This is a genomic window from Burkholderia catarinensis (genome assembly GCF_001883705.2).
GTDB lineage: Bacteria > Pseudomonadota > Gammaproteobacteria > Burkholderiales > Burkholderiaceae > Burkholderia > Burkholderia catarinensis.
This window is the reverse complement of the sequence record NZ_MDEQ02000001.1, coordinates 439,400-452,556: the sequence shown is the minus strand read 5'-3', so window position 1 is coordinate 452,556 and position 13,157 is coordinate 439,400. Positions and strand designations below refer to the sequence as shown.

The following is a 13,157-nucleotide window of genomic DNA, read 5'->3' as shown; positions in this document are numbered from 1 at the left end:
GTTCTCAGGGGTGGGTTGAAACGGGTTGCACGACCGGCGCACGGCGCGCGGGAAGCCGCGCGATCAGGCAGAGCGGCAGCAACGTCAGCAGCACCGCCAGCCCGAAGCACCAACGGTACGGTGCCAGCGACAGACGGCCCGCATCGAACGCCAGCAACGCATTGAGCGCGCTGCCGAGCACGGCCACGCCCACGCAAAAACTCAACTGGCGGTTGATGTTCCACAGCGCGCTCGCATCGCCCATCCGATCGGCCGGCACTTCGGCGAACGCCGCGCTTTGCGACGTGCTCGTGCACAGGCTCGCGCCGAACCCCATCGTGACGAACGCCGCGATGCGCACGGCTTCGAAGCTCGCCCACGGCGTCGCGAGCAGCGCGATGCCGACGCAATCGATCGCGATCCCGCACGCGAACAGCGGCTTCACGCCATGGCGCGGAAAACAGCGGCGCGTCGTCGCGATCGCGAAGAACGCCGCGATCGCCCACGGCAGCATCAATGCGCCGGCATGCGCGGCGCTCAACCCGAGCGCGTTCTGCAGATAGAGCGAAGCGACGAGATTGACGCCCGTAAAGATGCCCGGCACGCACAGATAGACCACGACGCCGATGCGCAGCAACGGCTGCGCGAGCAGGCGCAGGTCGAGCACCGGGGACGCGGCACGACGCGCATGCACCACATAACCGGAGCCGGCAGCCACCGCGATCGCCAGCATTGCAAGCGGGAATGCCGCGCCGCCGGGCTGCCCCGCCGCGGTCAGCCCGAGCAGCAACGCAACGAGCGCCGCCGCGCTCAGGACGAGCCCTTGCCAGTCGAGCCGCGGCGGCCGTTCGCGCACGCCGTCGCGCGGCAGCCATGCGAACTCGAGCGCGCAGGTCGCGGCCGCGATCGGCAACATCGCGAAGAAAATCGCGCGCCACGACAGGCGATCGACGATTGCGCCGCCGATCGCGGGCGACAACGCCGGCACGAGCAGCGCGACCATCATCACGATCGACGTGAGCCTTGCCCGCGCCTGCGGCGGATACGCGCGATAGGCCATCGTCTGCCCGATCGGGATCAGCAGCCCGCCGCCGAGCCCCTGGACCAGCCGCCAGGCGAGCAGCGCTTCGATCGACGGCGACGCGCCGACGGCGGCGCTGCCGAGCCCGAACAGCAGCAACGATGCGGCGAACACGCGCCGCTCGCCGCAGCGGCGCGCGAGCCACGTGCCGAACGGAATCACGACGGTCAGGCCGAGCACGTACATGTTGCCGACCCACGCAAGCTGCGCGACCGATGCGTGCAGTTCGCGCTGCAGCGCCGGATACGCGGCGTTCAGCATGAACATGTTCGCGAGATCGATCGCGAATCCGAGCAGATAGACGGTGGCAACTCTGGAACGGTCTGGCATGGCGGCGGAAACGTCACGAAACGCCGCAGTGTAGAAGCCGGCGGCCGCTTCGGTAAGCGGCCGGATTCGACCAGTCCGGTCGAAAAATTTTGACAATCGGCGCACCCGCCGGCAACGCCGCGCGCCCATTGCCACGCTCGGCGCGTCACATGCGGCCGCACATTCAGGTACCCTTCGAGCGAACCAACGCACAGACAGGATCCACGACCCGACCATGGTGAGCCTCGATCGTTTCGTCGTATTCCGCGCCGTGGTCGAGGCCGGCTCGTTCACGGCCGCCGCGACCGTGCTGAACCAGGCGCGAGCGGCCGTCAGCTTCAACATCAAGCAGCTCGAAGCCGAGCTCGGCGTCACGCTGCTCACGCGGACGACACGGCGCGTCGAGCTGACCGATGCCGGCGAGCGCTTCTACCGGCGCTGCCTGCGCGTGCTCGACGAAGCCGAAGGCGCGATCGACGAGGTACGCGGCGAACATGGCGGGATGGAGGGCATCCTGCGCGTGACGTCGACGGTCGAGTATGCGGCGCGCGTACTCGCACCGGCCCTGCATGCGTTTACCGCGCTGCATCCCGCGTTGCGCGTGCGGCTCGAAACGCATACGTCGCAGGCCGATCTCGTGCGCGACCGCTTCGACGTGGCGATCCGGCTCGGACGCCACGAGCACTTTCGCGACCTGCCCTATCGCGGCGTCTGCCTCGCCGCCTACGACGTGCTCGCCGTGATGGCGCCCGGCCTGCCTGCGAAGACCGGCGTCCCGCATCCGGCGTCGCCCGGCGACCTCGCCCGCCTGCCGCAGCTCGGCCACAGCCGGCTGGAGCGGATCGCCGAATGGACGCTCACCGATTGCGCGGGCAACGACCATGTTTTTCGACCGGCCACGAAGCCTCGCGTCGTCGTCGACAATGCGTCGGTATTGAGCGAACTCGCCCGCCAGGGCAGTGGCGTCGCGCTGCTGCCCGAATGGCTCGTGCACGACGATCTCGAAAGCGGCGCGCTGGTCGACGCGCTGCCCGCGTACCGGTTTCCGCAACAGAACGTCTATGCGCTGTACGTCGCAACGCGACACGTGCCGCAGAAAGTGCGCGCGTGGGTGGATTTCATGAAGGCGCAGTTGAAACAAGCGCGCTGAACACACGTTGCGGCACGGGTCGTTTCATCGGAGCCGGCCGCGCGATGCGGCCGGCTCGCGTTGCCGTGCTTTCGCCGGCGAACGTTCAGTGCGGCTGCCCGTGCTGCGTTGCGGCTGCGTCGACGGCCTCGACCGAGCGCGTCAGCCACGGGCCGATCTCCATCTCCTCGTAGCGCACGAGCCGGCTCTTGCGCGCGCGGCGATACGCCCACCAGATCGCGACGAACAGCGGAATCCACACATAGATCGACAGCACTTCCATCCAGTCGATGCGGGCCGCGAAGAACGCCTGGTAATCCTGCCCGAGCGAGATCACGATGCAGATCGCGATCGCGAACAGCGGCCCGAACGGAAACCACTTCGCACGGTACGGCAGCTGATCGAGCCGGTAGCCCTGCTTCACGAACCCCTTGCGGAACCGGTAATGGCAGACCGCGATGCCGAGCCACGCGATGAAACCCGTGATGCCGACCGTATTGAGCAGCCACAGATAGATGCCCTGGTTGTTGGTCAGCGACGTGAGGAAGCACAGCCCGCCGACCGCCATCGTCGCGTACAGCGCGTTGCGCGGCACGCCGCCCGGCGACAGCGTCGCGAACATCGCCGGCGCGCGCCCTTCCGATGCGAGGTTGTACAGCATCCGCGTCGCCGCGTAGGTGCCGGAATTGCCGGCCGACAGCACGGCCGTCAGGATCACGAGATTCATCGCGCCGGCGGCGAGCGGGAAGCCCGCGTGACTGAACACCAGCGTGAACGGGCTCACGCCGATGTCGGTCACGTCGCTCTTCAGCAGGTTCGGATCCGTGTACGGCACGAGCAGGCCGATCACGAAGATCGCGAACACGTAGAACAGCATGATCCGCCAGAAGATCTGCTTCACCGCGCGCGGGATCGTCTTGCGCGGATTCTCCGATTCGCCGGCCGTGATCCCGACCAGCTCGGTGCCGAGAAACGAGAATCCGGCAATCAGCGCGACGCTCATCATCGCGTGCACGCCGCCGACGAACGGCGCGTCGCCCGTCGTGAAGTTCCGCCAGCCGACCGGATGCCCGCTGCCGAGCACGCCGGCCGCGATCAAGAGCCCGGCCGCGATGAACGCGATCACGGTGACGACCTTGATCAGCGAGAACCAGTACTCCGATTCACCGAAGCCGCGCACCGACAGCGTATTCAGCAGGAAGATCAGCACGAGGAAGCCCGCGCCCCACCACACGCCCGGCACGGAAGGAAACCAGTAGCGCATCACGATCTGCGCGGCGACCAGCTCGATCGCGATCGTCACGGCCCAGCTGTACCAGTAGGTCCAGCCGAGCGCGACGCCGAACCCTTCGTCGACGTACTTCTCGCCGTAGATCGCGAACGAGCCCGACACGGGCATCAGTGCCGCCATCTCGCCGAGCCCCGTGACGACGAAGTAGACCATGATCCCGATCGCGAGATACGCGGCGATCGCGCCGCCCGGCCCCGCCTGCGCGACCGACGCGCCCGACGCGACGAACAGCCCCGTGCCGATCGAGCCGCCGATCGCGATCATCGCGATGTGGCGGCCCTGCAGACGGCGCTTCAGCGTCGTCCCCGACGGTGCGGCCGTCTCCGCTGCCGCTTGCAAAGCATCCATAGTGTTCACCCTGATTGGATTTCGGCTCGATCAATTTGATTCGGAATACGAATCGCTAGAGCCGATCATTCGCATCGAAACCGGACCTTCCCGGCCGGCCGCGTCAAACGACGCTGCGCTTGATCGCCTGCAACTCGGCCGTCGTCACGATCTTCTCGATCCGGAACCGCGGGCTTTCCAGCCACACGTTCGCGATCCGCCGGTACTCGTCGAGATCCTCGCACGCGAGTCGCACGAGAAAATCGAACGTGCCGCTGACGAGCCAGCAATCGAGCACGGCCGGATTCACGCGCATTTCGTCCTCGAACGGCGCCTGCGAACGCCCGTGGTCGGCCAGCACGATCTGCGCGATCACGACGATCGGCTTGGTCGCGCGCGGCGTCTTGATCACCGCGCGGTAGCCCTCGATCACGCCGAGCGCCTCGAGCCGTTCCACGCGCGCCTGGCACGGACGCGGCGTGAGGTTCACGAGCTCCGACAGCTTGCGGTATGAAATCCGTCCGTCGGTACGCAGGATGTCGAGGATCCGGAGATCGATCTTGTCGAGCTGCATCTTCTTGTCGGTCATCCGCGTTCGCTCCGGTCGGGTCGTGGCTGGTGCACGGAACGTCTCCTGTTCCGCGCGGGGCCCACATTATCCGGCCGAAGCGGCCGCGCGCCAATCGGCTAGAACCGCAGCGACAGGCAGGTCAGGCCGCCGTCCATCTTGCGGAACTCGCTCGTATCGATCACGTGCAGCGGCAACCCGAGTGTCGCGATCGCGTCGTGCACGCGCGGATAGCCGGCCGGCGTGATCAGCGTGCCGTTCACGCGCAGCGTGTTGCCCGCGTATTCGTCGGCGGCCGAGATCGCGATCCGGCGATAGTCGGCAAACGCGGGATGCGCGGCCAGCGCTTCGGTCACGAGCAGCGTGTCGTCGCCGAGCGCGTTGACGACCGATTTCAGATGCAGGCCGGCGCCGACCGGCACCGCGACGACCGAATAGCCGTAGCGCGACACCAGCGATTCGAACGCGGCGATGCCTTCTGCGTCGGTGCGGCCCGTCAGGCCGATGTAGAAGCGCTTGCCGACCTGCATCACGTCGCCGCCGTCGAGACGGCCTTCCCGCATCGGCAGCAGGTCGCGATGCGCGGCGAGCGCCGCTTCGATATGCGCTGTCTCGCCGCGCCGTGCGGGCGCGCCGGGGCGCGTGATCACCGCGAATTCCGGCGTCACGACGGCGACGTCCTCGACAAAGTGCGAATCGGGGAATCCCTCCAGCGGCGGCAGCTCGGTCAGCTCGACGCCGAGCGTGCGCAGCGCGTCGCAATACGCATGGAACTGCGTGAGCGTCCTGTCGTAGTCGGGCGCGCCGAGTTCGGCGGTGGTCAGGCCCGCGCCACAGGACGGCGCGGGACGGCGAACGATCGCTTGCGTGAATTGCATCGACTCCTCCATGGTCATTGCCACGCCCGTGCGGCACACGGGGCAGCTGCGTTGTGTCCGGACCATTATCGGAAGCCAAATTGCGCAATTCGCGTCGATTTCGGCTGCGGCGACAGCCGATTGCGTCGAATTGCGCGCGGCACGCAGCGGATTCGGCAGACGGCCGCTCGATGCATCGCGAACGGCCGCCGTCGCACGCGGCGCGCCCATTACACGCCGGGCTCGAACCCCATCTGCGAGCGGCCGAGCGCCGTGAGATCGCCCTCCCCGCCACGCCCGTCGAATTCGACCTCGAAATGATCGGCCGGGAAGTCGGGCGGGCTCTCGCCGCGCAGGAACGCGGACCGCTGGCGCTGCAGGTACGCATCGTTCTTCGCGCAACCGGGCGCGGCCGCGATGTACATCACGTTGCTGTCGCCGCTGCCGCGGTGCGCATCCTCGACCGCATGCACGACGTCGCCGTGCCAGAACACCGCGTCGCCCGGTTCCATGTGCGGGATCGGCACCAGCGCATCGAGCAGCAGCGCGTGCCATTCGGGCCGGATCGACAGCGCTCGGCCCGGACGCGCGCCGCACAGGTCGTCGTCGGCGACGTCGTCCTGCAGCGCGCGCAGCACGACATAGGCCATCGCGTTCGCCACCGGGATCAACTGCAGCGTGCCGTCGCCGGGCCCCTGCGGCGTCAGCGCGGTCCAGCCCTGGAACGTGCGGAACATCGAACACACGGCCGGCGACGGAATTTCCTCGACGTCGGGGCGGAACGCGGCATCGAACGGGTCGTAATCGCGCCAGCGGCCGGCCAGCACGTGACGGTAGACCTGGCGGAAGTTCGCGCCGAGCCAGCGTTCGACCGAGCCGCCGTCGACATGCGGCGACAGCCCGAGCGACGTCGAACCGGGCGGCCGGCGGCGAATCCGGTCCGCATACGCGGGCACCTGGCCGGGATCGAAATGCGTGCGCGCGCCGTCCGCATGCCGCCACAATCGGTTCAGGAACACGCGCGCCTGCGTGAGCGCCGGCGACTGGCGCGCGGCCACCTGCGGCTTCGACCAGTAGACGCCGTAGATCTGCGGCTTGCCCGACGCGAGGTTGCCGAAATAGCGGTCGTCCGCACGCGCATGCAGCCGGTCGACGAAGCGGTTCGCGTCCAGGTAGGCGCCGATCTCGTCGTTCCAGTCGCGGGCCTGCCGCGCGTCGAATACACCGCGAATCACGACCGCTCCGTGCGTTCGAATCGCGGCAATCGCGTCCCGATCGACGTTCCCGCCCACGATATCCGCGAACGGCACCACCGGAATCACGTCGCGGCCCTGCGCATGTGCGCGGCGGATCGCGTCGACCTGCCGCGCGATGTCGCCCTCCAGCTCGCGGAACGTGGCCGCGTAACCGGGCAGGTCGGCGCGCAGCGCCTGTTTCGCCGCGCGGATCGCGGCGGGCAGATCGTCAATCGTCAGTTGCATCGTGGTCTCCTCGCTGAAGCGTGTCGTGATGTGCCGTCAGCGTACGGCCGGCGCGCCGTCATCATCACCACTATCCGGCCAACTATCGATACAATCCTGACAACCGTGCGTTACTCCGGACGATGGCAGACCACGCAGAGCTTGTTGCCGTCCGGGTCGCGAAAATAGGCGCCGTAGTAGTCGCGGTGATAGTCCGGCCGAAGGCCCGGCGGCCCTTCGCAGGTGCCGCCGTGCCGCAGCGCGAGCGCGTGGCAGCGATCGACGTGCGCGCGGGTCGGCGCAGCGAATGCGATCGTCTGGCCATTGCCCGGTTCGGGCGCGCGGCCGTCGAGCGGCTGGCCGAAGAAGAACAGCGGCCGGTCGGCGTCGGCCGGCATCCAGCCCGACCAGCCTTCCGGCTCGTGGAATTTCAGGCGCAGCCCGAGTTCCGCGAACAGCGGCGCGTAGAAATCGTAGGCGCGCGCGGTGTCGCTGACGCCCACGCAAACATGTGAAAACATGGCATCGCTCCGTCGTGACGAATGCTCTCGATCATGCCACGGCGCGGTGCCCGCCCTCGCGCGGAGGCCGCGATGAAACCCCTGTACGAGCACGTGACGTTCGCTTCCGGCTGTTCGATCCGCGTGTATCACCGCCAGCTCGCGCGGATTCCGTTCGAATGGCATCGCCATCCCGAATACGAACTGACGCTGACGCTCAACAGCCGCGGCCAGCGCTTCATCGGCGATCACGTCGCGCGCTACGCCGACGACGACCTGGTGCTCGTGCCGCCCAACCTGCCGCATACCTGGTCGTCGAACGCGCGCATCGATCGCGATGCGCCCGAAGTCGCACTCGTTATCTGGTTCGACGGCGACTGGGCGCGCCGGCTTGCCGACTGTTGCCCCGAATACGCGCCGCTGCGCTCGCTGCTGCGGCGCGCGGCGCCGGGCCTGCGCTTCGACGCCGACGCGGCCCGCGCGATGCGCGCACGGCTGCCGCGGCTGCTCGACCCTTCGCCGCGCGCACGGCTCGCGGCCGCGCTCGACACGCTGGCCGATCTCGCGGAAGCCCGCGGCGAGCCGCTCGCCACCGCGCACGCATACGACCGGCCCGACGGAACGACACCGCCCGCCGAAGCGGCCGCGCCCGAAGCCGAGCGCCTCGATCACGTGCTCGACGCGATCGACCGGCACTTCCACGAACCGCTACGCATCGACACGCTCGCCGCTGCCGCGCACATGTCCGAACGCACGCTGCAGCGCCTGTTCGTCCGGCATCTCGGCGAAAGCGTCGGCCGCTACGTGCAGCGTCTGCGGCTCGCGCACGCGTGCCGTCATCTGGTCGGCACCGACTGGCCGATCGCGACGGTGGCCGCTCGCTGCGGCATTCCGAATTCCGCGAACTTCAACCGCCAGTTCCTCGCTGCGCGCGGGACGACGCCGGGCGCCTACCGGCAGTTCTTCCTGCAACACGGCCACGCACCCGACGACGATGCGCCGGCGCTCGATACGCGACCGCCGTCGCTCGAGCGCCGCAACGATCCGGCGCGCAAATGAAAACACCCCGGCGGGATGACCCGTCGGGGTGTCGTGGCGTTGCGATTGCCCGACGCGAGCGGCCTTGCCGGCCGTTCGCGTCGCACACGACTTAACGTGCGTTGATCGGCTTCGCTTCGCGCGGCGTATCGCCGATGAACAGCTGGCGCGGACGGCCGATCTTTTGCTCCGGATCGGCAATCATTTCGTTCCACTGCGCGATCCAGCCGACCGTACGTGCCATCGCGAAGATACACGTGAACATCGACGTCGGGATGCCCAGCGCGCGCTGGACGATGCCCGAGTAGAAATCGACGTTCGGGTACAGCTTGCGCGACACGAAGTATTCGTCTTCCAGCGCGATCTTCTCGAGCTGCATCGCGAGCTTGAACAGCGGGTCGTCGTGCAGGCCCAGTTCGTTCAGCACTTCGTAGCACGTCTCGCGCATCAGCTTCGCGCGCGGGTCGTAGTTCTTGTACACACGGTGGCCGAAGCCCATCAGCTTCACGCCCGAATTCTTGTCCTTCACCTGCTTGATGAATTCGGGGATGTTGTCCGGCGAACCGATCTGCTCGAGCATGTTCAGCGCGGCTTCGTTCGCGCCGCCGTGCGCCGGGCCCCACAGGCACGCGATACCGGCCGCGATACATGCGAACGGGTTCGCGCCCGACGAGCCGGCCAGGCGAACCGTCGACGTCGATGCGTTCTGCTCGTGGTCGGCATGCAGGATCAGGATGCGATCGAGCGCGCGGACGAGCACGTCGTTGACCTTGTACTCTTCGCACGGGTTCGAGAACATCATGTGCATGAAGTTCGCGCTGTACGACAGTTCGTTCTTCGGATAAACGAACGGCTGGCCGATGCTGAACTTGTACGCCATCGCGACGAGCGTCGGCAGCTTCGCGATCATGCGGATCGCCGACACTTCACGGTGACGCGGCTCGTTGATGTCGAGCGAGTCGTGATAGAACGCCGACAGCGCGCCGACGGCCGCCACCAGCACCGCCATCGGGTGCGCGTCGCGGCGGAAGCCACGGAAGAAGAAGTGCATCTGCTCGTGCACCATCGTATGCTTCGTGACGGTGTCGACGAATTCCTTCTTCTGCGCTGCGTTCGGCAGTTCGCCCTTCAGCAGCAGGTAGCAGGTTTCGAGGAAGTCGGCGTTTTGCGCGAGGTTGTCGATCGGGTAACCGCGGTACAGCAGCTCGCCCTTGTCGCCGTCGATGTACGTGATCGCCGAATTACAAGCTGCCGTCGACATGAAGCCCGGGTCATACGTGAACTTGCCGGTCTGGCCGTACAGCTTGCGGATGTCGATCACGTCCGGGCCCATCGTGCCCTTGTAGATCGGCAGTTCGACGCTCGGCGAATTGTCGCTGAACGATAGCGTGGCTTTAACATCAGACGGAGTCATGGCACATCCTCAATCGAAATAAAGAAACGGGATTCGATAACGGGCGTAACGCGTTACACGTTGCGCAGCATCTCCAACAGCCGGTGAATATCCGGGCTGTCTAGGTCGCCTTCTGGTTCCTTGCGCGCGAGCAGCAAGTCCATCAGGTCGTTGTCGCTCAGATCGAGCAGGCGCGACAACGCGCCTACGTCTGCATCGGTGAGGTCATGCTCGTATCTGCCGAAGAAACGCTCGAAAATCAGATCGTTTTCCAGCAGACCCCGCCGTGCGCGCCAGCGAAGGCGCGCGCGGCGGTGCGGGTCGGATTGATGCGAATCGTCGCTCATTGCAACCTTAAACTGCGCGACGGACCATCAGTTCCTTGATCTTGCCGATCGCCTTCGTCGGGTTCAGGCCCTTCGGGCAGACGTCGACGCAGTTCATGATCGTGTGGCAACGGAACAGACGGTACGGATCTTCCAGGTTGTCGAGACGCTCGCCGGTCGCCGTGTCGCGGCTGTCCGCGATGAAGCGGTAAGCCTGCAGCAGGCCGGCCGGGCCGACGAACTTGTCCGGGTTCCACCAGAAGCTCGGGCACGACGTCGAGCAGCTCGCGCACAGAATGCACTCGTACACGCCGTCGAGCTCGTCGCGCTCTTCCGGCGACTGGAGGCGTTCCTTCTCCGGCGGCGGCGCGTCGTTGATCAGGTACGGCTTGATCGAGTGATACTGGTTGAAGAAGTGCGTCATGTCGACGATCAGGTCGCGCACGACGGGCAGGCCCGGCAGCGGACGCAGCACGATCTTCTGCGGCAGGTCGTTCAGGTTCGTCAGGCACGCGAGACCGTTCTTGCCGTTGATGTTCATCGCGTCCGAACCGCACACGCCTTCGCGGCACGAACGGCGGAACGACAGCGTCTCGTCCAGTGCCTTCAGCTTGACCAGTGCATCCAGCAGCATGCGCTCGTGTTCGAGATCCAGCTCGTACGTCTGCATGCGCGGCGCTGCGTCCTTGTCCGGATCGTAGCGGTAGACTTCAAAAATGCGTTTTGCCATTTCGGATTCCTTTGACTCGGCTTAGAACGTGCGCGGCTTCGGCGGCACGGATTCGACCGTCAGCGGCTTCATTTGAACCGGCTTGTAGTCGAGGCGATCGCCTTCGCTGTACCACAGCGTGTGACGCAGCCAGTTTTCGTCGTCGCGGTGCTCGTAGTCGCTGTGGGCATGCGCGCCACGGCTTTCCTTGCGTGCTTCCGCCGATACCATCGTCGCGCGGGCAACCTCGATCAGGTTCTCCAGCTCGAGCGCTTCGACACGCGCGGTGTTGAACACCTTCGACTTGTCCTTCAGGTGGATGTGTTCCACGCGCTCCGCCAGGCCGGCCATCTGATCGACGCCTTCCTTCAGCAGCTCCGACGTGCGGAACACGCCTGCGTGCTTCTGCATCGTCGAGCGGATGTCGTTCGCGACGTCCTGCGTGTATTCGCCCGCAGTCGACTTGTCGAGCTTGTTCAGGCGCGCCAGCGAGTATTCGCCTGCATCGGCCGGCAGCGGCTTGTGATCGCGCTGGTTCTTCACGTGCTCGACGATGTGGTTGCCGGCCGCGCGGCCGAACACCACGAGGTCCAGCAGCGAGTTCGTGCCGAGGCGGTTCGCGCCGTGCACGGACACGCACGAGCACTCGCCCACTGCGTAGAAGCCGTTGACCGGTTCCTTGTGATCGCGCGACGTGCCGACGACCTGACCGTGGATATTGGTCGGGATGCCGCCCATCTGGTAGTGGATCGTCGGGACGACCGGGATCGGTTCCTTGATCGCATCGACGTTCGCGAACTTCAGCGCGATTTCGCGGATCGACGGCAGACGCTTCATGATCGTCTCGGCGCCGATGTGCGACAGGTCGAGCAGCACGTGGTCCTTGTTCGGACCGACGCCGCGGCCTTCCTTGATTTCCTGGTCCATCGAACGCGACACGAAGTCACGCGGCGCCAGATCCTTCAGCGTCGGCGCATAGCGCTCCATGAAACGCTCGCCGTTCGCGTTGCGCAGGATGCCGCCCTCGCCGCGCACGCCTTCGGTGATCAGCACGCCCGCGCCGGCCACGCCGGTCGGGTGGAACTGCCAGAACTCCATGTCCTGCAGCGCGATGCCCGAACGCGCGGCCATGCCGAGGCCGTCGCCGGTGTTGATGAACGCGTTGGTCGATGCCGCGAAGATCCGGCCTGCGCCGCCCGTCGCGAACAGCGTCGTCTTGCCTTCCATGATGTAGACGTCGCCCGTCTCCATCTCGAGGGCCGTCACGCCGAGCACGTCGCCGTCCGCGTCGCGGATCAGGTCGAGCGCCATCCATTCGACGAAGAACTGCGTCTTCGCTTCGACGTTCTGCTGGTACAGCGTGTGCAGCAGCGCGTGACCGGTACGGTCGGCGGCCGCGCAAGCGCGCTGGACCGGCTTCTCGCCGTAGTTCGCGGTGTGGCCGCCGAACGGACGCTGGTAGATCGTGCCGTCCGCGTTGCGGTCGAACGGCATGCCGAAGTGCTCGAGTTCGTACACGACGTTCGGCGCTTCACGGCACATGAATTCGATCGCGTCCTGGTCGCCGAGCCAGTCGGAGCCCTTGATCGTGTCGTAGAAGTGGAAGTGCCAGTTGTCTTCGCTCATGTTGCCGAGCGACGCGCCGATGCCGCCCTGCGCGGCCACCGTGTGCGAACGGGTCGGGAACACCTTGGACAGCACGCCGACCGACAGGCCCGCGCGCGACAGTTGCAGTGCCGCGCGCAAGCCGGAGCCGCCTGCGCCGACGATCACTACGTCAAACTTGCGACGCGGGAGGGAAGTTTTGATTGCAGCCATTCTTTAAACTCTCCAGAGAATCTGCGCGGCGTAGCCCGCACATGCGAGCAGCCAGACGATGGTCAGCGATTGCAGCAGCAGGCGCACACCGACGGGCTTCACGTAGTCCATCCAGATGTCGCGCACGCCGACCCATGCGTGGTAGAAGAGGGAAAGCAGCATCACGAAGGTCGCGAGCTTCATCCATTGCGCGGCGAAGATCGATGCCCAGCCTTCGTACGAAAAATCGTGCGCGCCGAAGAACAGGACGAGCAGAATGACCGTGTAGACCGCCATGATCGTGGCGGTGATGCGCTGCGCAAGCCAGTCGCGCAGGCCGTAATGTGCGCCGACGACGAGGCGCTTCGAGCCGATTCGGTTGTTGGCTGCCAT

At 66.4% G+C, this 13,157-nt stretch carries 13 protein-coding genes; 2 read left to right on the top strand and 11 right to left on the bottom strand.

The window, feature by feature from the left end; translation table 11 throughout:
• Positions 1 to 4 precede the first annotated feature (4 nt).
• Positions 5 to 1,390, bottom strand: coding sequence for an MFS transporter (locus BFF94_RS02005; RefSeq protein ID WP_128841436.1), 1,386 nt, complete (start codon positions 1,388 to 1,390; stop codon positions 5 to 7).
• A gap of 214 nt (positions 1,391 to 1,604) precedes the next feature.
• Between BFF94_RS02005 and BFF94_RS02000 the strand changes: the two genes are divergently transcribed.
• Positions 1,605 to 2,519: a LysR family transcriptional regulator gene (locus BFF94_RS02000; RefSeq protein WP_128841437.1), complete on the top strand. Its 915-nt coding sequence runs from the start codon at positions 1,605 to 1,607 to the stop codon at positions 2,517 to 2,519.
• 85 nt (positions 2,520 to 2,604) lie between these two features.
• On the opposite strand, the gene BFF94_RS01995 is transcribed toward BFF94_RS02000, so the two are convergent.
• The 5 genes from BFF94_RS01995 to BFF94_RS01975 all read right to left on the bottom strand — a co-directional run bounded on the left by BFF94_RS01995 (position 2,605) and on the right by BFF94_RS01975 (position 7,522).
• On the bottom strand, positions 2,605 to 4,137 hold the full coding sequence (locus tag BFF94_RS01995; RefSeq protein WP_128841438.1) for an amino acid permease: 1,533 nt from the start codon (positions 4,135 to 4,137) through the stop codon (positions 2,605 to 2,607).
• A gap of 103 nt (positions 4,138 to 4,240) precedes the next feature.
• Positions 4,241 to 4,705, bottom strand: coding sequence for an Lrp/AsnC family transcriptional regulator (locus BFF94_RS01990; protein WP_128841439.1), 465 nt, complete (start codon positions 4,703 to 4,705; stop codon positions 4,241 to 4,243).
• Positions 4,706 to 4,803: 98 nt separating this feature from the next.
• On the bottom strand, positions 4,804 to 5,562 hold the full coding sequence (locus BFF94_RS01985) for a dimethylarginine dimethylaminohydrolase family protein (RefSeq protein WP_128841440.1): 759 nt from the start codon (positions 5,560 to 5,562) through the stop codon (positions 4,804 to 4,806).
• A 209-nt stretch (positions 5,563 to 5,771) separates the two neighbouring features.
• Positions 5,772 to 7,022, bottom strand: coding sequence for a DUF1479 domain-containing protein (locus tag BFF94_RS01980; RefSeq protein WP_128841441.1), 1,251 nt, complete (start codon positions 7,020 to 7,022; stop codon positions 5,772 to 5,774).
• Positions 7,023 to 7,132: 110 nt separating this feature from the next.
• Positions 7,133 to 7,522: a VOC family protein gene (locus BFF94_RS01975; RefSeq protein WP_128841442.1), complete on the bottom strand. Its 390-nt coding sequence runs from the start codon at positions 7,520 to 7,522 to the stop codon at positions 7,133 to 7,135.
• A gap of 72 nt (positions 7,523 to 7,594) precedes the next feature.
• On the opposite strand from BFF94_RS01975, the gene BFF94_RS01970 reads away from it, so the two are divergent.
• On the top strand, positions 7,595 to 8,560 hold the full coding sequence (locus tag BFF94_RS01970) for a helix-turn-helix domain-containing protein (protein ID WP_219138913.1): 966 nt from the start codon (positions 7,595 to 7,597) through the stop codon (positions 8,558 to 8,560).
• 91 nt (positions 8,561 to 8,651) lie between these two features.
• Here the strand turns inward: BFF94_RS01970 and gltA are convergent, their stop codons facing one another.
• From gltA to sdhD, 5 genes are read right to left on the bottom strand one after another with little or no spacing between them, the layout of a single operon-like run.
• Positions 8,652 to 9,953, bottom strand: coding sequence for a citrate synthase (gene gltA / locus BFF94_RS01965; protein ID WP_128849442.1), 1,302 nt, complete (start codon positions 9,951 to 9,953; stop codon positions 8,652 to 8,654).
• A gap of 53 nt (positions 9,954 to 10,006) precedes the next feature.
• Positions 10,007 to 10,279, bottom strand: a complete 273-nt coding sequence (locus BFF94_RS01960; RefSeq protein ID WP_059566010.1) for an FAD assembly factor SdhE — start codon at positions 10,277 to 10,279, stop codon at positions 10,007 to 10,009.
• A gap of 7 nt (positions 10,280 to 10,286) precedes the next feature.
• Positions 10,287 to 10,988 carry a succinate dehydrogenase iron-sulfur subunit gene (locus BFF94_RS01955; RefSeq protein WP_128849439.1) on the bottom strand — a complete coding sequence of 234 codons (702 nt, stop codon included), beginning with the start codon at positions 10,986 to 10,988 and terminating at the stop codon, positions 10,287 to 10,289.
• A gap of 21 nt (positions 10,989 to 11,009) precedes the next feature.
• Positions 11,010 to 12,785, bottom strand: coding sequence for a succinate dehydrogenase flavoprotein subunit (gene sdhA, locus BFF94_RS01950; RefSeq protein WP_128849435.1), 1,776 nt, complete (start codon positions 12,783 to 12,785; stop codon positions 11,010 to 11,012).
• Between the two features lie 3 nt (positions 12,786 to 12,788).
• A complete protein-coding gene (sdhD, locus tag BFF94_RS01945) occupies positions 12,789 to 13,157 on the bottom strand; it encodes a succinate dehydrogenase, hydrophobic membrane anchor protein (protein WP_011355745.1) in 369 nt (122 codons plus the stop codon).